This window comes from Phycisphaerales bacterium (assembly GCA_040221175.1).
Lineage (GTDB): Bacteria > Planctomycetota > Phycisphaerae > Phycisphaerales > UBA1924 > JAHCJI01.
Genome location: JAVJVK010000001.1, coordinates 67,958 through 86,034 on the forward strand (window position 1 = coordinate 67,958; position 18,077 = coordinate 86,034).

Below are 18,077 nucleotides of genomic sequence, written 5' to 3' on the forward strand. Positions count from 1 at the left end.
TCGAGCGCGCAGCCATGACCTTGCGCGTCACGCAGAAAAATGTCAGCTTACGTGTGATCGTGCTCGCGAAGCCGCGCGACAAGCCGCTGCTGCATCGCTTCAGGCATCGGCGTGGGTTCGCCCGAATCGTCGAATTCCCCGAGAGCGTCCCCGATGTCGCGCATCGCGCGCCGGGCCGCCCGGCACGAACTGCACAGCGCACTGTGCATCCGCTCGCCAACCTTCTGGGCGCGCGTCACGTCCGGATCATTGAAGTTGGCTCGAATGCGGTCGGCCTCTTCGCATCGAAGCGAAAGGACGTACCAGAGCGTCTTCATGAGTGCGAGCGCGCGCTTCATCGCTCGCCCTCCGCGGCCCGGCCGCCGCCCAGTTCGCGGCGCACGCGAGCCTTCGCCCGGTGCACCAGCGTCCAGACCTGCGAGGGCGTCACGCCCAAGGCTTCTCCTAGTTCGGCCGAACTCAACCCGTCAACCTCCCGCAGCACCAGCACCGCTCGCATCGGTTCGGGCAGGCGTTCCACCGCCTGGGCTACCCGGCGGGCGAACTCCGCACGTTCCATGGCCCCCAGCGGCGAAGCGCTCTCCCCTGAGTCGCTCGGGCCGCCAAATCCTTGCTGGTGCACCCGCCAGAAACCATCGGAGAAGTCCTCCAGCGGCGCCGAAGCCATCTCGGCAAGCCCCGACGCGTGCTCCTTGCGGCGATATCGGGCCCGCAGCACGTCCAGAACCTTGTGCTTCAGGATGCCCGTCAGCCACGTCCGCTCGGCCGAATCCCCCCGAAAAGGCCGGGATGCCCCCAGGGCCGCCAGCAGGCAGTCCTGGACCGCATCCTCTGCCTGCGACGCATCACCCAGCCGGCGCAGCGCATAGGCGTACAGCGCGTCGCCATGGGCGGCCACCCATTGGCTGGGGTCGACGCTCGGCTCGCGGTCGGTCGGGTCGTTGTTCATACGAGCACCACGTCTTGATCCGGATCGGTTTGTTCGATCTTGCCAGCGTACCCGGCCCGCGGGCATAATGAAGGCCGAACCCTATCGCGCTTACACTGCCGCAATGCGATATCCATCCGTCTGGTTTATCACGCCGATCATCGTCCTCTTCGCTGCCCTGGGAGCCGCCGCCCAAGATGAGGCGACGCCCGAACAGTCCGGGCAATCGCCCGTCACCCAGCCCGAGGCCGCTCAGAGCACACCGCCTGCCCCGATCGAGACGCCGACGGTCGCGCAGGTGCAGGAGCGCATTGCGCAAGTCGAGGCAGACGAAGAACTGGACGATGCGTCAAAGGACGCCATCCTCGCGCCGTTGCGTGCCGCCGTCGACGCCCTGCAGCAGCGAAACGCCGCCCAAACGCAGCGCCGGGAGTTTGCCGACGCAACGGCCGCGGTGCCCGGCACGCTGGAACAACTGCGCTCCGAAGTTGATCAACCGGTAACCACGCCGGTGCTGCCCGACTACGGGCAGATGCCTGCCGATCAGGCCCTGGATGCGGTCCGTGCCGTGATGGGGGAGGCCCAGGCTCGTCTCGATGCGGCCCGGGCCGAGCAGGCCCGCCTCCAGGCCGAGGCAGCCGAGCGCGAGCAGCAACTTGCAGCCGCTCCGACGCAACTGGTGCAGTGGGGCGAGCAACTCACCGAGGCGACGACCGAGTTGGCGGCGCTGCCGCAAGACCCTGCCGATCCCGCCGCCCAGGCCCGCCGCTGGCAGAAGCAGGCCGAAGCCGCCGAACTCGCCGCACGCATCGCTCGCCTGGAAGCCGAGGTCGCCAGCTACACGGCTCGGCGCGAGTTGCTGCCGCTGCGCCAGACGCTCGCCCAGCGCAAGGCCGACACCGCTTCGAGACTGCTTGAGAAGCTCCGCGCAGCCGAGACCGAGGCTGCCAATCGCAAGGCGCGTCAGGCCCAGCAGGAAGCCCGCCAGCAGGCCGACGAGGTCGCCGACGCCCAACTGAGCGAGCTGGCCAAGGAGACCAGCGAACTCGCCTCACGCCGCCTGGGCCCCAAGGGCACGCTAGAACGCCTCGAATCGGTTCGGGTCGAACACAATCGAGCGGAAGAAAAACTCGCCGAACTCCAGCGAAGGGCCCGCAACACCACCGCCCGCGTACAGGCCGCCGGCCTCACGCAAATCGTCGGCCAGTCCCTGCGCAGCGAGTTGCGCGAGCTTTCCCGCTTCGAGCCCGAGTCAGACGACCAGCTCAAGTCCAAGATCGACGACGCACAGCTCAAGCTCATTGAGATCGAAGAGAAGCTCCTGCAGTATCGCGACGTGCAGTCGGCAATCGAGCGGGCTCGCCAACGCGTCGCCAACGGCGACGAGGCCCTGCCCCCGGCCGTCGAACAGCAGATCACCAGCATCATCACCAGCTACGTCGACACGCTCCAGGCGCTCGAGTCGGAGTACCGCAGCTACATCGATGAGGCGTACGAGCTCGCCGCGACACGCAAGACGCTCGCGCAGACGCTCGAAGCGTTCCGCACCTATATCGAAGAACGCATTCTCTGGACCCGAAGCGTCCAGGGGTCGTCCATTCCTCGAGTCGAGGACGTCGTGGATGGGGGCATCTGGTTGCTCGGCGGCCAGCGTGTGCCCGCCCGAGCGACGGGCGTCGTCTCGCGTTCGACGCCCATCGGCACTCGGTGGCTCGACGCCCTGGCCGACTGGTGGCCGCCGCAGGTCCTCGTGTTTCCCGTGACGATCGCACTGATCGCTTCCCTCTGGGCGCGCCGCCGCGCGCGACGGGCCCTGCGAAGCATCGCCGGCCAGGTCCGCAAGTTCAACAGCGACCGCATGCGGCTGACGCTCGAAGCGCTTCCGCTGACAGTCGTCGTCAGCCTGCCCCTGCCCATCGCCCTCGCGCTGGCCAGCCTGCTCCTTACCGGCACCGACGTCGAGGTTGCCCAGGCCGTCGGGAAGGCCTTGTTCGAAGCGGCCATCTTCGCCTTCGTGCTGGAATTCGTCCGTCACGCGGCCCGCACCGATGGACTGCTCGAGGCGCACTTCCGCTGGCGTCGCGATGGCCTCGTGCAACTCCGCCGGCTGGTGTTCCTGCTCGAGGCCTCGCTGATTCCCGTCGCAATCCTCACACGCGCCTATGCCCACCAGCCTGACTTCGTCATCAACGACGCCGTCGGACGGCTCCTGTTCATGCTCGGCCAGCTCATCCTGGCGGGCTTCACGGCGTGGGCGTTTGCGCCCTGGCTGCCCTTCGTCCAGAACTATCTCGTCAAGCATCGATCGGGCGTGGTGAACCAGACGCGATGGGCGTGGTACCCGCTGCTGGTCGCCGCGCCCCTCGCGCTGACCGTCCTGGCTGGCGTGGGGTACTACTACACCGCCGCGCAGCTCGACGAGCGTCTGCACCTGACCGTGTGGCTCGCGGTCGCCGCCATCATCGCGTACAACCTCGTCCTGCGATGGCTCTTCATCGAGCGGCGACGCTTGCTCGTCAAGCGCGCACAGCAACGCCGCGAAGAAGAAGCCGCCGAACGAGCCGAGAAGGACGAGGGCGGCGGGGGCGAAGACGGCGGCATAGAAGTCGAAACACCCGAGCTCGATGCGGCCGAGGTCGATACCCAGACACGCCGCGTGCTCGTTGCCGCCGTGCTCGTGAGCGTCGTGCTGGGCATGTACGGCCTGTGGTCCGCGCAGTTGCCGGCGTTGCGGATGCTCGAACGCGTCCAACTGTGGCCCACGATCACCGTGCTCGAGTCCGACGTGGCCGCATCGCCCGTGCTGACCGATCCGGCGCCGGCAGAGCCCGAAACTCCGTCCGACGCTTCGGCGAGTGAGGCGCCCGCAAGTGAAAGCTCCGGAACCGGTCTGCTCGGCCTGGGGTCCACGAGCGAGCCGGCTGCGGGCCAGAGCGTCAACGTCATCACCCTCGCCGACGTTGGCGCTGCCTTCCTGTTCTTCGCGATCACCTGGGTGCTTGCGCGGAACCTCCCAGGCTTGCTCGAGATCACCATCCTCAAGCGGCTGCCCTTCGACGCGGGCGCCCGATTCGCCGTCACCAGCATCCTGCGATACCTCCTCGTCATCGTCGGCATCTTTCTGGGCTTCGGCGCCATCGGCATCGGCTGGTCCCAGGTCCAGTTTCTGGCCGCGGCTCTTACGTTCGGCCTGGCCTTCGGCCTCCAGGAGATCTTCGCGAACTTCATCTCGGGCCTGATCATCCTCGTTGAGCGTCCCATGCGGGTGGGCGACACCGTGACGGTCAACAACATGAACGGCAAGGTGACCCGCATCCGCATGCGCGCCACGACCCTGCTCGACTGGGACCTTCGCGAGGTCATCGTGCCCAACAAGGTCTTTATCACGCAGGAGTTCACCAACTGGACGCTCTCGGATCCGCGCATCCGTGTCACCGTGCCGGTCGGGGTCTCCTATGGCTCGGACGTTCGCCTCGTCCAGCAGACGCTCTTGGAGATCGGTCAGAGCCACCCCCACGTCGTGACCGAGCCCCGCGTCCGATCACTCTTCCTGGGCTTTGCGGACAGCACGCTGAACTTCGAGCTGCGCGTCTACCTCGAGAGCTACGACTTCTTCCTCGACGTCAAGAGCGATCTACACACCCGGATCGCAGAACGATTCCGAGAGCTCGACATCGAAATCGCATTCCCGCAGCGGGACCTCAACATCCGGAGCATCGGCCCGCTGGCCGACGTTCTCGCGCAGCGTTCGAGTGATCGAGACGGCCAGCACGAGAAGCCCAGGCCCGAGGGCGAGCAGCCATGAACCGACCGTCAATCGCGCGGGCTTAACCAGCGCTCCGCTCGGGCTCGAGCGCATCGAGCATGTCGGCGTAGGTTCCCGACACGGGCTCGCCCAGCGTTGGCCCCAGGATGTGGCGTAGCTCGCCGATGTTCTCGTGGCAGCGTGCAACGTTGTGCGCCGTGCTCACCGCGGCCTCGAGTTCGCAGAACTGCCCCAGCCCGGCGATCTCGTCGAAATGGATCCGCACGTTGCTGCGCATCAAGGCGACGCGGGTCTTGCACACCACCCGCCACGTGGGCGGGTCGGTCCGGCCGAAGCGAAGCCGCATCTGCGCCTCGTCGTACAACGTGAATCGGCTCAGGTGTGGCGCCAGGTCATCCCGCCGGTCGTAGAAGATGTACTCCACCGGCTCGTCGACCGCCTCGCGTTTCTTGAATACACCGCTAGGAACGCGGAAGTAGGTGTCGCGCAGCTCGAGCGTGGTGAGCGGCGTGGCCCCGGCGCGCAGCAGCGCGGCCATCGCCGTCTCGGGGTCCCGTAACTCGCTGCGAAACTCCAGGCTCTGCATGCGGGGCCCGCCCTCCCGGGCGCACCGATCGCGCCCGAACCCACTATCGGCGATTCAGGGCGTCGAACGCAGCGAGCTTACCCCGGCTTCTGCTCGGCGGGCAATTCCTCCAGCAGTCGGGCTTCGTCCCATATCTCGATGCCCAGTTCCTGGGCCTTGTCCAACTTGCTGCCCGCCTTTTCGCCCGCGACCACGACGTCGGTGTTCTTGCTGACTGATCCCGACACCTTCGCGCCCAGCCCCTCGAGCACGTCCTTGAGCGCCGCTCGCTCGAAGTGCTCCAGCGTGCCCGTCAGCACGAACGTCCGTCCAGCGAAAGCATTGTCCGCGGATGCGAGCGCCTCACGCTCCGCCGGATCGGCGTAGTCCTTGCTCGAGAGGTCCACGCCTACCTCGCGCAACCGATCGAACGTTTCGCGGGCCGCCTTGGAGTGCAGGTAGTCGTGCACCACCGGCGCCGTGAGCGCGCCCAGGCCGGTCTCGGGCGGATTGTCGAGCTTCTCGGGAGAGCCGGTCAGCCGCTCACGCTCGGCCTGGCTCATGGAGTTCAGCGCCGTGGGCATGAGCTCCCATGCCTCCGCGTCCAGCAAGGCATCGATCGAAGGAAAGACCCGGGCCAACGCCTTGGCCGTGCTCTCGCCCACGTGGCGGATGCCCAGGCCCGCCAGCACGCGCGCCATACCGCGTCCCTTGGCCGCTTCGATGCCCTTGAGCATCTGCGTGACCGATTTCTCGCCCAGGCCCTCGAGTTCCCGCAACGCGTCCTCGTGCTCGTACAACAGGAAGATGTCGGCAAAGTGCTCCAGCGGAATGTCGGCGGCTTCGCGGATCAGGTCGATGGTCTTCTCGCCCAAGCCGTCGATGTCCATCTGCCGGCGGCCGACGAACCACACCAGCTTCTCGCGAACCTGGGCCGGGCACTCGGGGTTCACGCAGCGGCGCGTGGTTTCCAGCTTCGGATCATCGGCGGCCTCTGATGGCTCGACTTCGACCACGCCCCCGCACGCCGGACAGCTCCTGGGCGGGGTGATCTTCTTGCTGTCCTTCGACCGCGCCGACGCCACCACCCCGAGCACGTAGGGGATGATCTCGCCCGCCTTCTCCACCTCAACCGTGTCGCCGATGCGGATGTCCTTCTGAGCGATCTGGCCGTAATTGTGCAGCGTGGCGTGCTGCACGGTGGTGCCCGCCAGCAGCACGGGCTCCATGGTGGCCCGCGGCGTGATCTTGCCGGTCTTGCCGACCTGGTGTTCCACGCCCAACAACATCGTGTTGGCGCGCTCGGCCGCGTACTTATACGCGATGGCCCATCGGGGGCTCTTGCTCGTATATCCCAGCAACTCCTGCTGATCGAAGCGGTTGACGCGGACGACCATGCCGTCGGTCAGATAGTCCAGATCGTGGCGGTCCTCGTTGAATCTGTCGATGGCCGCCAGCACCGCGTCGGCGTCATTCGCCGGCGTTGCCATCGGGCTCACCGCCACGCCCATGGCCTTGATCTTCGTCATGAACCCCGTGAACGAGTCGGCGAATCCGTCATCAACCTCGCCCCGACCGTGCGCCACGAAACCCAGCTTGCGATCAGCCGCCACGGTGGGGTCGAGCATCTTGATCGTGCCCGCCGTCGCGTTGCGCGGGTTCATGAGTGGTGCCTCGCCGGCCTCGGCCCGCTCGCGGTTGATGCGGGCGAACTGCGAGAGCGGGATGAACAACTCTCCGCGGACCTCCAGCACGTCGGGCAGCTTCTTCTTTGGCGCATCCAGCCGCAGGGGAATGGCCCGCACCGTGCGCACGGCGTGGGTCACGTCGTCGCCGCTGGTCCCGTCGCCGCGGGTCAGGGCGTAGACCAGTTCGCCCTTCTCGTACCGGAGACTGACCGCGACGCCATCGACCTTGGGATCGCACACGAATCGATCGGCCGCCGGCCTTCCCTGGCCCTCGTCCCTCAGGCCGCGGGCGACGCGTTCGACCCAGGCCCGCACTTCGGCCTCGTTGTAGGTGTTGTCGATGCTCATCATCGGGACGGCATGGCGGCGCGTCTCGAAGCCCTCGATCGGCTCGCCCCCCACGCGGACGGTGGGGCTGGCGGGGTCGGCCAGGTCGGGGTGCTTCGCCTCGAGTTCGGCCAACTCCTCCAAGAGCCGATCGAACTCGGTATCGCTCATGATGGGGTCGGCGTCGACGTAGTAGGCGCGGTTGGCCCGCGTCAGCAGGTCGCGGAGTTCGGCGATGCGGGCGGGCTCGTCCTTCTTGGCCATGGTGCGTCCAGCATAGTGACGCGCGGCGCGGTACGATGCTCCGTGTCGGAGGCGAGCATCATCGACGGCAAGGCCCTGGCGGCCCGGTATCGCGACGAGATCGCACGGCGCGTCGCTGCGCTCCAGGCGCAGGGCAGGCCCGTCCGGCTCGACGCCTTGCTGGTGGACGATGGCGACAGCGCCGCACGCCAGTACTCCGACAGCCAGCGGCGGACCTGCGAGCGGTTGGGCATCGCCTACCGACTCCACACGCTGCATGCCCACGCCGGCTTCGACGAGATCGCCGGCCGCGTGCTGCTGCTGAACACCAAGGATGACTGCCACGCCATCATGGTGCACCTGCCCATGCCCGAGGGCGTCGACCCCTACGAGGTCCAGCGGCGCATCGACCCGGACAAGGACGTCGAGGGTGTCAACCCGGCCAACATCGGCAACGTGGTCTACGGCCGCAGCAGCCTGGCGCCCTGCACCGCCCTCGCGACCCTGCGGATGGTGCTATCGACCGGCGTCGAGTTGAAGGGCGCCCGGTGCGTGGTGGTGGGGGCCGGTGACGTGGTCGGCAAGCCCATCGCCGTGCTGCTCATGCGTCAGGAGGCCACGGTCATCAGTTGCAACGTCCATAGCAAGGGCGTGCAGGAACTGGCCCGGTCGGCCGACGTGCTGATCGCCGCGGCGGGCGTACCCGAGTTGGTCAAGGCCGATTGGGTGAAGCCCGGCGCGGTCGTGGTCGACGTGGGCGTGAACCGCGTGCCCCAGGACGACGGTTCAACCAAGACAGTGGGCGACGTCGCGTTCGACGAGGTCAAGGAGAAGGCGGCGTTCATCAGCCCCGTGCCCGGCGGCGTGGGGCCGATGACCGTCGCGATGCTGCTGCGCAACGTGGTGGCCGCCGCCGAGGGTGGCGCGAGCGACCTCTGAGTCCGCTTACGGGCAGCCGGCGTCGAACTCGTTCTGGAACGCCAGGAAGTCGAACAGGGTGAGCGAGCCGTCGCCGTCGAAGTCGGCAAGCGGGTCGCCGCTGTCGAACAGGTTCTGGAACGCCAGGAAGTCGAAGATCGTCAAGGACCCATCGCCGTCCAGGTCGGCCCGGCAATCGTCGCCCGCCTCGATGACGATCGAGCCGGTCATGCCGGTATGGAACTCGACGCGGCAGGTGTAGTAGTACTGGCCCGCGTCGTCGGCGGTGGGCGTCCATTCGATGAAGTCATCGGTGGGCGCGGGATCGGCCGTAAACGCGTCGATGGGCTCGAGCGTGGCGGCGTCGATCACTGCGCCATCGGTCGTGGTGCGCTGGAACATGCCGTCGCTGCCGTCCACGGGCAGCGTGTCGTCGCAGATGACGAACGGATGCGCCCCGGTCAGGCGACGAAACCGATAGGTCTCGCCGGCTGTCAGGATCAGCGTCGGATCGACGACATCCACGAAGCTTCCGCCGGTGTCGGACCAGTTGAACAGGTAGTCGCTCGCGCCCAGATTGTTCAGGCCGAACTCCACGCCCCCGGGTACGCGGTAGACGCTGGGTGCGGGCTGGGTTGTCTGGGCGGCGGCCGTGGCGGCCAGGGCCGAGATGAGGGCGGCGCCAGTTAAGAATCGTATCGACATGGGGTCTCTCCTTCTTCGGGACGTCTTCCTTCCTGTTGGCTATGTCCATGCTCGCCCATGGCGTTGCATGCGGCGCACGAAAAAACGCGCGGCACTGGCTCTCCCGCACGTCCAGAGGGGATTCGGGGCGAACAGCGACCGAGACGGCTCAGCTGAACCGGCTCAGCAGTTCGCGAACCTTCGGCTGGCGATGTTCGATCTGCAGGCTCTTGCGGAAGTGCTCCAGGGCCTGTTGGAGGGCCACCGAATCGGTCCGGTCGCTCTGGATGAACTGGTTCAAGCGGAGCACGGCCAGGCCGTTCAGGGCCGGGTAGTGGCGGGCGTCGATCTCCAGGGCGCGCTCGAAGCTCGTTTGCGCTGCGTCGAAGTCACCCATGCGGAACAGGGCCGAGCCGCGACGCTCCCACGCCAGCGACGTCTCGTTGGTCCGCAAGAGCTGGTCGAGCACGTTCACCGCCTGAGCATCTTCACCCAGCACGCGCAAGCTTTCGGCGAGGTTCACCAGCAACTCGGGCGAGATCGGATCGACCAATTCGGCGGCCTGCTGGTATTCGTCCACCGCTTTGCGGTGTTCGCCCATCGCCGCGTAGATCGAGCCAAGGTTGATGCGGGCTGGCGCGCTGTTGGGGTCGATGTACACAGCACGCTCGGCAAACGGACGAGCCAAGCGGGGCTCCTCGGCCTGCATGTAGGCAACCGAGACGTTGATGTTGGCCGGTGCGTCGGTCGGGTCGAGTTCCAGCGAGTTGAGGTACGCGCGGATGGCGTCGGTGACGCGGCCGAGCGCTTGGAGCACCTGGCCCCGCTTGAAGTGGATGCGCGGGTTGTTGGGGTCCAGTTCCGACGCGCGGGTGTAGTACTGCTCGGCCGCGGCGGGATCGTTCAATTCGCGGGCGGCGTCGCCAGCGCCCACGTATGCGCGGGTCAGCAGCGGGTTGAGCTCGATGGCGCGTTGGAACTCGCTCAGGGCGGCCTGCGAGTCGCCCAGGCGGACATGGGCCGTGCCCTGATCGGCCGCGTCGTTGGCGGCGGTCAAGCGGGCCTGCTTCTTGGGGGATGGCCCCGAACTGCACGCGGACAGGCACAATCCCACCGCGACCATGGCGGCCACGAGGCCTCCCCTGGTCGTAATCCGTCGCGTGCCCGCCTGGCTGATGATCATCCGATGCCCCTTCCCAACTCTTCCGACACGATCCCCATGAAGTCGAGCCCTTCCAACGATCGGCGGGCGATCAGGGTTCGGCCTGCCCCGCCCGCAGAGGCCATTATCGCACCTTCTCGTCCACCGCATGAGGCCCGATCGGCCGGTTTGCTCTTCTGTGGCCACTACGCGCAATTTCGGCCGATAAGCTCCCGATGCGCCCCCTGCCGTTCTTGGGATGCCTGTGCCACACCGAGCCCCGTTCCGCCAAAGGTCATATGACTCCGATCCCATCGTCAATCACCGGGTCCAAGATCAGTCGGACCGGCCGTGTCACCGCTTTGTTCGGGTTGTTGGCCATGATCGTCGTGTTCGCGCCGCTCGCCGGTTGCGTCCGCAAGTCCGAATTGCCGGTCACCCTGAGCTTCCGCAACGTGCGGGCCGTGGTGGTTCGTGGCGACACGACGAGCGGGCAGAGCCGCATCACTCGCAGCGAGTGGGACCAAATCTGGCCGGTGGTCATCCGCCACCACAAGGTGAACAACCGCATGGCGATGAAGCCCAGCTTCGACGCTGGCCCGCCCACGATGGACTCGATCGCCGGCGTCGAGGTGCGCGACTATACCGCGAACATCGTCGTCGACAGCTTTAGCGGGCTCTCGAAGCTGCATCGAAGCCTGGAATCGCTCCAAGGCCAGCCGATCGCCCCCGGCCGGCGGTTGCAGTTGTCCCTCAGCGAGGTCTCGCTGGGCTTCTCGGGTAACTTCATCAGCGCCCGGCGGACCGAGATGCTCCAGGGCCGGACCCTGCCGGGTGCCACGGTGGTGTTGTATGACCGCGATCCGGATCGGCCGCGGATCGTGCGGGCCGATGAGAGCGGGCAGTGGATGGTGCCGATCGTGACGACGCCCAGCCAGCGGTCGGTGGTGGGCTACAGCGTGCCGCCGGGCGTGCGCGACCGGCCCGAGACACGGCGGTACTTCCGCATCGACCTGACGACCAACATCGGGGAAGACATCGACGAGCGGCGCTTCAACAGCGAGATCGACGCCATGCGCGGCGGCATGAGCGGGTTCATCAACCGCATCACCAACTGACGCTGGGCACCCCGGAGCAGCAGTCGTCACGGGCTTGAACCGCCTTCGGTGTGGCTATCGTCGGGGCATGAGCGACTTCAAGGACCGTGTGGCCATCGTGACCGGCGCGAGTGCCGGCATCGGCCTGTCGACCGCACGCATGCTCGCCGAGGGCGGGGCCGTCGTCGTGGTCAACGCTCGGCGGGCGGGCCGGCTCGATGAACTGGTGGAGATCGATCCGCGCCGCGTGAAGCCCGTTGCCGGCGATGCCGCCGAGCCCGAGGTCATCGAGGCCATGCTCGAGGCGGCCAAGGCCGCGGGCGGGCGCGAGGTCGACATGGTGATCGCCAACGCGGGTCGCGGCCTGCGTGGCTCACCGCTTGATTCGGACCAGGACGAATGGGAAGAGGTCCTGCAGATCAACACGCTGGCAGCGGCGAAGCTGATGCGGGCGGCGATCCACCGCATGTTCGCCGAGATCGGTGAGTACCAGGGACCGCCGAAACGCCCCCGCGACGTGGTCGTGCTGGGTTCGACGGTGGGGCGGAACCTGAGTCCGTTCAGCAGCTTCTACGGCGCCGCCAAGGCGGCCGTGCACATGATCGCCGAGGCCATGCGCCGCGAAGCGGGCCCGAAGGGCATCCGCGTGACGACTATCGAGCCGGGCGTCGTGGCCAGCGAGTTCCAATCGGCGGCGGGGTATGACCCCAAGGCCTTCGGCGAATTCATGGAGTCGATGGCGCCGGTGCTGACGCCCGAAGACGTGGCGCGATCGATCCTGTTTGCGTGTGCCCAGCCTGCGGGCGTGCACCTGAGCGAGATCATGCTGCGCCCCACGCGGCAGGCGTATCCGTAGCGCATCAGAAAGCCCGGGCTCGCGCCCGGGCCTCGTTCTGGTCGCCGCCGGGTCTTACTTGACGTCGAGCAGTTCGATGTCGAAGACCAGGTTGGCGCGAGGCGGAATGCTTGGTGGCGCGCCACGCTCGCCGTAGCCCAAGCTGTAGGGAATCTCGAGCCGGCGCTTGCCGCCGACCTTCATGCCGGGAATGCCGATCTGCCAGCCCTGGATGAGGCTGCCCAGCGGGAAGGTGATGGGTTCGCCGCGGTCGTAGCTGGAATCAAACTGGGTGCCGTCTTCCAGCGTGCCGCGATAGTGCACCTTCACGGTGGCGCCGTGCGGGCACTCGGCCCCCGAGCCAACCTCGACGTCTTCGGCCACCAGGCCGCCGGGCATTTCATGTCGTTCGGTCATGCGAATCGGTTCCTTTCTTCCCGGGCCGTCCCGGGCATGTCTGCGGACTCTTCGGTGGCTTACTGCACGCCCATCAGTTCGACTTCGAACGTGATGGGCGTATCGGCGGGCACCATGGGCGGGTTGCCCTGGGCGCCGAACGCCTGTTCGGCCGCGAGCTCGATGCGACGGACGCCGCCCACCTTCATGCCCACGATGGCCTTGCGCAGACCGGGCAGGGGGTCGGCGCCATCGAGCGGCACCACCTGCATGTCGCCGGTGTCGAACGTGTTGGCGACGATGGTGCCGTCGGGCAACTCGGCCAAGTAGTGAATCACGGCCATCTGGCCCTCGGCGGCTTCGGGGCCCTCGCCCACGCTCACCTGGCGGATGGTGATGCCCTCTTCGAGCTGCTCGGCTTCGCCGACGAACTCGGTCGAGAACTCTCGGGGCATGCGCCAATCGAACAACTCGATCTCAAAGGTCAGCGTCTCGTTACCCGGCACGGCCGGGGGCTGGCCTTCCTCGCCGAAGCCGAGTTCGGGCGGAACGACGATCTGGCGGATCTCGCCCGGCCGCATGCCCACCACGCCCTGGCTCCAGCCCTCGATCACGGCCTGCTCGAGCGGCACGGTGGCCTGCTGGCCCTGGTCGAACGTCGAATCGAAGACGGTGCCGTCTTCAAGCACGCCCATGGTGTGCAGCACGGCGATGCCGCCTTCGGGGATGGGTTCCTTCTCGGCGTCGCCTTCCTTCACCACGCGCACGACCAGGCCATTCTCGCGCGTCTCCTCGCTGACCCACTCGGTGCTCAGTTCGCGTGGGTTGGCCATGCTCAGCAACTCGACCTCGAAGACGAGATCGCTGTTCGGCGGTACCACGTCGCCCGCGCCCTGGGCGCCAAAGCCCAGCTCGGCGGGCACCTCGATGCGACGCGTGCCCTCGGGCTTCATGCCCACGATGCCCTGCGCCAGGCCGGGCAGCATCCGCGGGTCTCCAAGATCGAGCTGCTGCGGCCCACCGGCTTCGCGGCTGGAGGCGAACTGCTCGCCGCTCTCGGCCTGCACGCCCAGGATGTGCACGAACACCTTGGCGCCCGGCTTCACGCTCTTCTCGCCCTGGCCCACGGTGATGTCGCGGACGACCAGCCCGCCGTCAAGTTCCTGCGGCTCACCCTCGAATTCGCTGGCAAGATCGGGCGTCTTGGGCGGTTCGGGCTTCTCCACGTCGACCAACTCGACCTCGAAGACCAGGTCCGAGCGCGGCGGGATCGTGGGCGGGCTGCCTTGTTCGCCGTAGGCAAGGCGATACGGAATCTCGATGCGGCGCTTGCCGCCCACGCGCATGCCTTCGACGCCCTGGCTGAAGCCGGGCACGAAGTTCCGCAGCGGCAGCGTGAAGGGCTCGCCCCGGCTGTAGCTGGAATCGAACTCCTCGCCGCTTTCGCGGAAGGTGCCGCGATAGTGGACCGTCACGATGTCCTGTATGTCGGCTTGGGCGCCATCTCCGACCTCAATGTCGGTGGTGCGGACCTCCTGGAACGGCTGCGACTGATCGCTCGCCGCCGGCTCGCCGCTGGGCTCGGTCTGCTCTGCGGATGGCGTCTGATCGGGTCCCGAAGCATCGCCGGCCGGCTGTTCGGTCGTCGGACGATCCTGGCCCGTGGCGCCTTGGCCGGCATCGGTGCCGTTCTGGGAAGAGTTGCCGCACCCGGCGACAAACGCCGTTCCGGCCACCGCGAGGATGGCCGCGGCGCGGAATGTCGTGGAAGAAAGCTTGGTGATATCCATCGAGAATGGTAGCCGCCGGGTTTGTGTCCCCCGGCATCACGTGAGTTCATCTTCATGGTTTCCCCGCAAACGAGTGCGCAGGCCGGCTCTGGTACCATTCTGCATGGAGAGCGCGCCAGCCACACGCCCCTGCATCGCCGTTTCGATGGGCGACCCGGGTGGAATCGGCCCCGAGGTGCTCTGCGCCGCGTTGAATGGTGGGGCCGGCGATGCGGCGAGGATCGTGATATACGGCCCGTCTCGCGCGCTCGGACGGCACGACTGGCCCGTGGTCGATTCGCTCGAAGACATCGACCCCAACGAGCCGGTGACGGTGTGCCAACTCGACGACGGCGACGATGGCCAGCCGTTCGATCACGAGCCAACGGCGCGGAACGGCGCGATCAGCCATGCCCAGGTGCTGCACGCGGTCGACGCGACGATGCTGCCCGATGGACACCCCGCCCGGGCGCAGGCAATCTGCACCGGGCCGATCAGCAAGGCCGCCTGGGTCGCGGCGGGGCAGGGCGCCCACCTGGGGCACACCGAGTTGCTGGCCGAGCGGCTCGGCGCCCAGCGCCATGCCATGGCATTCGTGAGCCGGCCGCTGCTCGTCGCGCTGGTTACCGCCCACATCCCGCTCCGCCTGGTCGCCGAGACGATCACCACCGAACGGGTGCTGGACGTCATCGAACTGTCGGCCGCGCTATGCCGCGATCTGGGCGTCCAGCGGCCACGCGTCGCCGTTGCCGGGCTGAATCCGCACGCGGGCGAGGGTGGGGCCCTGGGCGAGGAGGACGAGGCGATCATCGCCCCGGCCGTGGACGCCGCCAAGGCACGCGGCCTGGACGTCACCGGTCCCCTGCCGGGAGACACGGTGTTCCGCGACGCCCGCCGGCCGGGGGGCATCTTCGACGTTGTCGTCGCGATGTACCACGATCAGGCCCTGGCGCCGCTGAAGCTGGTGGCCTTCGACGAGGCGGTGAACATAACCTTGGGGCTCGCCGTGCCGCGAACCAGCCCCGACCACGGAACCGCGTTCGGCATCGCCGGGCGGGGCGTGGCCGACGCCGGCTCGATGGCCGCGGCGCTGCGTCTGGCCGCGAAGCTCGCGGCCGCACGCGCCACCTCCCCCCCGTAACGGCGTCCGCGGGCGTCGTGGAAGCCTCCCCATGACCCTCCCCGGCGCTCAAGACGAGCAACGCGAGTTCCTGCGGCATCCGCTGCTGGACATGCTGTTCATCGCCGCCCCCAGCATCGTGCAGATGGTCAGCTACTCGGCGATGCAGTTCGTCGACATGCTCATGGTCACCCAATGGGGCAACGACCCCATCTACGTCTCGGCCCAGGGCAACGGCGGCTTCGCGGTGTGGATCCCCCTGTCACTGGTCTTCGGCATGTCGGGCGTGGTATCGAGCTTCGTCTCGCAGAACCTGGGCGCCGGCACGCCACGCAAGGGCGCGCGCTACGTCTGGGCACAGTGGTGGATCGCCGTGACGGCAGCCGCCATGCTGCTTCCGATGGTGTTCCTGCTGCCGTCGATCTTCGCGGCGATGGGGCACTCGGCCGAACTGGTCGAACTCGAGAGCCAGTACGCCAACGTGCTCATCTTCGGCGCGATCCTCACCATGGGCGGACGCACCGTCGCGCAGTACTTCTTCGGCATGCACAAGCCGGTGATTCCGATGGTGGCCGCGCTCATCGGCAACGTGGTGAACGTCCTGGCCAACTGGGTGCTCATCTTCGGGCTCCTGGGCTTTCCGGAGATGGGCCTGATCGGCGCGGCCTTGGGCACCGTCATCGGCAGCGCGGTCGAGATGGCCATCCCCGCGGCCCTGTTCCTGGCGCCCCGTTGGGCGAAGAACTTCGAGACCCGTGCGCCCTGGAAGCCGGCATGGAAGCCCATCAAGGACATCCTGCGCGTCGGGATGCCCGCGGGCGTCATGTTCGTGAACGAGATGGTGTGCTTCGGCTACCTGCTGGTGGGCCTTGGCGGGCGGTTCGGGCCCGAGCAGCAGGCCGCGGGTTTCATCGCATTGCGGTACATGAGCCTGTCGTTCATGCCCACGGTGGGCCTGTCGATCGCTATTACCGCCATCGTCGGTCGGCTCATCGGCATGGGACGCATCGACCTGGCGGAGAAGCGCGCCTGGCTGGGCATGGGCCTGGGCATCGGTTACATGGGCGCGTGCGCCACGTGCTTCATCGTGTTCCGGCACGAGCTCATGGGCCTGTTCGTGACCGCCGACATGGAACGCGAGTCGGCCGCCGAGGTAGTCCGCGTGGGCTCGATGATCCTCGTCGCCGCGGCGGTGTTCCAGATGTTCGACGCCGTTGCGGTGACCATGACCGGCGCCCTGCGCGGGGCGGGCGACACGTTCGTGCCCAGCCTGCTGACCATCGTCCTCTCGTGGATGCTGATCGTCGGCGGCGGGCATCTGGCCGTGGCGGTCGTGCCCCAGTGGGGCGCCGTGGGCCCGTGGATCTTCGCCTCGGCCTACATCGTGGTGCTCGGCGTGTGCCTTCTGGTGCGTTTCAAGTTGGGGGCGTGGAAGCGGATGAAGCTGTCGGGGGATGAGATCGAGCTCTAGGCCGTGCCGGAGGCCGGTCCGAGAGGCCTATGCCATAGCCGCCTAGAATCACGATCCAGCCACCCGATTCGGCCGTTCTTCGGCCCCTTGCTTGGAGGTCTCGCCTTGAGTTCCAGTTCGTCCCCCAGTGCGCTCGACATGGTCATCGGTTCCGGTGGAGACTCGGCTCAGGCAGCCCGGTTGCTTGAGGAGGCACGCCAGCAGGCCGCCGCGGGCGACCGCATGGACGCCATCGAGACGCTCCGCAAGGCCGTCCAGGCCGACGCCGGGCACGACGAGGCCGCCTTCCAACTTGCCTACCACCTCGACCTGGCGGGCGAGGAAGACGAGGCCATCAGCCTCTACGAGCGCCTGTGCGACAAGACGCCCGCCCCGGTGAACGCCCTGCTGAACCTGGCCGTGCTCTACGAAGACCGCGGCGAGTTCTCCCGGGCCGAGCGGTGCCTGCGGCAGGTGCTGGACACCGACCCCAACCACCCCAGGGCCCGGCTCTACATGAAGGACGTCATCGCCAGCCGCGATGAGGGCGTGGTCGAAGACGCCGAGAGCGACCACCTGAAGCGCCGCCAGGAGATGGAGACCGCCGTCACCGATTTCGACCTCTCGGTGCGGACGCGTACGGCCCTCAAGCGGATGAACATCCGCACGCTGGGCGACCTGCTGCGGACCACCGAAGCCGAGCTGATGAGCTACAAGAACTTCGGGGATTCCAGCCTGGACGAGATCAAGAAGATGCTCTCGGCCAAGGGCATGGCCCTGGGCCAGGGCGTCGACGATGGCCATCGCTCGGGCCGGCGCACCGCCCTGGACCGCTTCCGTGGCACCAGCCAGGAGGCGATGCTCAACAAGCCGGTGACCGACTTGGCCCTTTCCGTGCGTGCCCGCCGGGCCCTGCAATTGCTCAACATCCAGAGCCTGGGCGACCTGGTGAGCCACACCGAGGCCGAGCTGATGGGCGTGAAGAACTTCGGCGCCACGTCGCTCACGGAGGTGAAAGAGCGGCTGGGCGAGATCGGAATGACCCTTCGCACCATCGATGAGTAGGTAAATACACCCACTTTCGTGGGGCTTCCTGCGGCATTAATTGCGCGAATATGCACCAGATCCCCCTCCCGAGCCGGGTGGGGGC

The 18,077-nt window shown here is 67.4% G+C and carries 15 protein-coding genes; 7 read left to right on the forward strand and 8 right to left on the reverse strand.

Annotated features, from left to right (window positions below; translation table 11 throughout):
- Nucleotides 1-47 precede the first annotated feature (47 nt).
- Both RIE32_00310 and RIE32_00315 read right to left on the reverse strand, forming a co-directional pair.
- Nucleotides 48-338: a hypothetical protein gene (locus tag RIE32_00310; protein ID MEQ9094684.1), complete on the reverse strand. Its 291-nt coding sequence runs from the start codon at nt 336-338 to the stop codon at nt 48-50.
- Nucleotides 335-949, reverse strand: coding sequence for a sigma-70 family RNA polymerase sigma factor (locus RIE32_00315; GenBank protein ID MEQ9094685.1), 615 nt, complete (start codon nt 947-949; stop codon nt 335-337). Before RIE32_00315 ends, RIE32_00310 begins: the two co-directional genes overlap by 4 nt.
- Nucleotides 950-1,052: 103 nt before the next feature.
- Here RIE32_00315 and RIE32_00320 point away from each other — a divergent pair, with 103 nt between their 5' ends.
- The gene (locus RIE32_00320) at nt 1,053-4,733 is read left to right on the forward strand and encodes a mechanosensitive ion channel (protein MEQ9094686.1); all 3,681 of its coding nucleotides are present in this window, start codon (nt 1,053-1,055) and stop codon (nt 4,731-4,733) included.
- 22 nt (nt 4,734-4,755) lie between these two features.
- Here RIE32_00320 and RIE32_00325 read toward each other — a convergent pair whose 3' ends face one another.
- Both RIE32_00325 and ligA read right to left on the reverse strand, forming a co-directional pair.
- Nucleotides 4,756-5,280 (reverse strand): CYTH domain-containing protein, encoded by a 525-nt coding sequence (locus tag RIE32_00325; protein ID MEQ9094687.1) that lies wholly within the window; start codon nt 5,278-5,280, stop codon nt 4,756-4,758.
- Between the two features lie 77 nt (nt 5,281-5,357).
- Nucleotides 5,358-7,538 (reverse strand): NAD-dependent DNA ligase LigA, encoded by a 2,181-nt coding sequence (ligA, locus tag RIE32_00330; GenBank protein MEQ9094688.1) that lies wholly within the window; start codon nt 7,536-7,538, stop codon nt 5,358-5,360.
- A gap of 42 nt (nt 7,539-7,580) precedes the next feature.
- Between ligA and RIE32_00335 the strand changes: the two genes are divergently transcribed.
- Complete coding sequence (locus tag RIE32_00335) at nt 7,581-8,456, forward strand: bifunctional 5,10-methylenetetrahydrofolate dehydrogenase/5,10-methenyltetrahydrofolate cyclohydrolase (GenBank protein ID MEQ9094689.1); 876 nt, start codon at nt 7,581-7,583, stop codon at nt 8,454-8,456.
- A gap of 6 nt (nt 8,457-8,462) precedes the next feature.
- Here the strand turns inward: RIE32_00335 and RIE32_00340 are convergent, their stop codons facing one another.
- Together RIE32_00340 and RIE32_00345 are read right to left on the reverse strand one after the other, a co-directional pair.
- A complete protein-coding gene (locus RIE32_00340) occupies nt 8,463-9,140 on the reverse strand; it encodes a GC-type dockerin domain-anchored protein (GenBank protein MEQ9094690.1) in 678 nt (225 codons plus the stop codon).
- 148 nt (nt 9,141-9,288) lie between these two features.
- On the reverse strand, nt 9,289-10,302 hold the full coding sequence (locus tag RIE32_00345; protein ID MEQ9094691.1) for a tetratricopeptide repeat protein: 1,014 nt from the start codon (nt 10,300-10,302) through the stop codon (nt 9,289-9,291).
- Nucleotides 10,303-10,640: 338 nt separating this feature from the next.
- Between RIE32_00345 and RIE32_00350 the strand changes: the two genes are divergently transcribed.
- Both RIE32_00350 and RIE32_00355 read left to right on the forward strand, forming a co-directional pair.
- Nucleotides 10,641-11,378: a hypothetical protein gene (locus tag RIE32_00350; protein ID MEQ9094692.1), complete on the forward strand. Its 738-nt coding sequence runs from the start codon at nt 10,641-10,643 to the stop codon at nt 11,376-11,378.
- 67 nt (nt 11,379-11,445) lie between these two features.
- Nucleotides 11,446-12,213 (forward strand): SDR family NAD(P)-dependent oxidoreductase, encoded by a 768-nt coding sequence (locus tag RIE32_00355; protein MEQ9094693.1) that lies wholly within the window; start codon nt 11,446-11,448, stop codon nt 12,211-12,213.
- A 54-nt stretch (nt 12,214-12,267) separates the two neighbouring features.
- Here RIE32_00355 and RIE32_00360 read toward each other — a convergent pair whose 3' ends face one another.
- Entirely contained in the window at nt 12,268-12,609 is a 342-nt protein-coding gene (locus RIE32_00360) for an FKBP-type peptidyl-prolyl cis-trans isomerase (protein MEQ9094694.1), read from the reverse strand.
- A gap of 59 nt (nt 12,610-12,668) precedes the next feature.
- A complete protein-coding gene (locus RIE32_00365) occupies nt 12,669-14,378 on the reverse strand; it encodes an FKBP-type peptidyl-prolyl cis-trans isomerase (protein MEQ9094695.1) in 1,710 nt (569 codons plus the stop codon).
- 103 nt (nt 14,379-14,481) lie between these two features.
- Here RIE32_00365 and pdxA point away from each other — a divergent pair, with 103 nt between their 5' ends.
- The 3 genes from pdxA to RIE32_00380 all read left to right on the forward strand — a co-directional run bounded on the left by pdxA (nt 14,482) and on the right by RIE32_00380 (nt 17,992).
- Entirely contained in the window at nt 14,482-15,498 is a 1,017-nt protein-coding gene (pdxA, locus tag RIE32_00370; GenBank protein MEQ9094696.1) for a 4-hydroxythreonine-4-phosphate dehydrogenase PdxA, read from the forward strand.
- A 31-nt stretch (nt 15,499-15,529) separates the two neighbouring features.
- Nucleotides 15,530-16,948 carry an MATE family efflux transporter gene (locus RIE32_00375; protein ID MEQ9094697.1) on the forward strand — a complete coding sequence of 473 codons (1,419 nt, stop codon included), beginning with the start codon at nt 15,530-15,532 and terminating at the stop codon, nt 16,946-16,948.
- 105 nt (nt 16,949-17,053) lie between these two features.
- Nucleotides 17,054-17,992 carry a DNA-directed RNA polymerase subunit alpha C-terminal domain-containing protein gene (locus RIE32_00380; GenBank protein ID MEQ9094698.1) on the forward strand — a complete coding sequence of 313 codons (939 nt, stop codon included), beginning with the start codon at nt 17,054-17,056 and terminating at the stop codon, nt 17,990-17,992.
- The last annotated feature ends 85 nt before the right edge of the window (nt 17,993-18,077 follow it).

Excerpts from the sequence above, each read along its gene's own strand:
- RIE32_00310 (MEQ9094684.1), bottom strand. The coding sequence starts at position 338 with ATGAAGCGCGCGCTCGCACTCATGAAGACGCTCTGGTACGTCCTTTCG.
- RIE32_00315 (MEQ9094685.1), bottom strand. The coding sequence starts at position 949 with ATGAACAACGACCCGACCGACCGCGAGCCGAGCGTCGACCCCAGCCAA.
- RIE32_00320 (MEQ9094686.1), top strand. The coding sequence starts at position 1,053 with ATGCGATATCCATCCGTCTGGTTTATCACGCCGATCATCGTCCTCTTC.
- RIE32_00325 (MEQ9094687.1), bottom strand. The coding sequence starts at position 5,280 with ATGCAGAGCCTGGAGTTTCGCAGCGAGTTACGGGACCCCGAGACGGCG.
- ligA (MEQ9094688.1), bottom strand. The coding sequence starts at position 7,538 with ATGGCCAAGAAGGACGAGCCCGCCCGCATCGCCGAACTCCGCGACCTG.
- RIE32_00340 (MEQ9094690.1), bottom strand. The coding sequence starts at position 9,140 with ATGTCGATACGATTCTTAACTGGCGCCGCCCTCATCTCGGCCCTGGCC.
- RIE32_00345 (MEQ9094691.1), bottom strand. The coding sequence starts at position 10,302 with ATGATCATCAGCCAGGCGGGCACGCGACGGATTACGACCAGGGGAGGC.
- RIE32_00350 (MEQ9094692.1), top strand. The coding sequence starts at position 10,641 with ATGATCGTCGTGTTCGCGCCGCTCGCCGGTTGCGTCCGCAAGTCCGAA.
- RIE32_00355 (MEQ9094693.1), top strand. The coding sequence starts at position 11,446 with ATGAGCGACTTCAAGGACCGTGTGGCCATCGTGACCGGCGCGAGTGCC.
- RIE32_00360 (MEQ9094694.1), bottom strand. The coding sequence starts at position 12,609 with ATGACCGAACGACATGAAATGCCCGGCGGCCTGGTGGCCGAAGACGTC.
- RIE32_00365 (MEQ9094695.1), bottom strand. The coding sequence starts at position 14,378 with ATGGATATCACCAAGCTTTCTTCCACGACATTCCGCGCCGCGGCCATC.
- pdxA (MEQ9094696.1), top strand. The coding sequence starts at position 14,482 with ATGGAGAGCGCGCCAGCCACACGCCCCTGCATCGCCGTTTCGATGGGC.
- RIE32_00375 (MEQ9094697.1), top strand. The coding sequence starts at position 15,530 with ATGACCCTCCCCGGCGCTCAAGACGAGCAACGCGAGTTCCTGCGGCAT.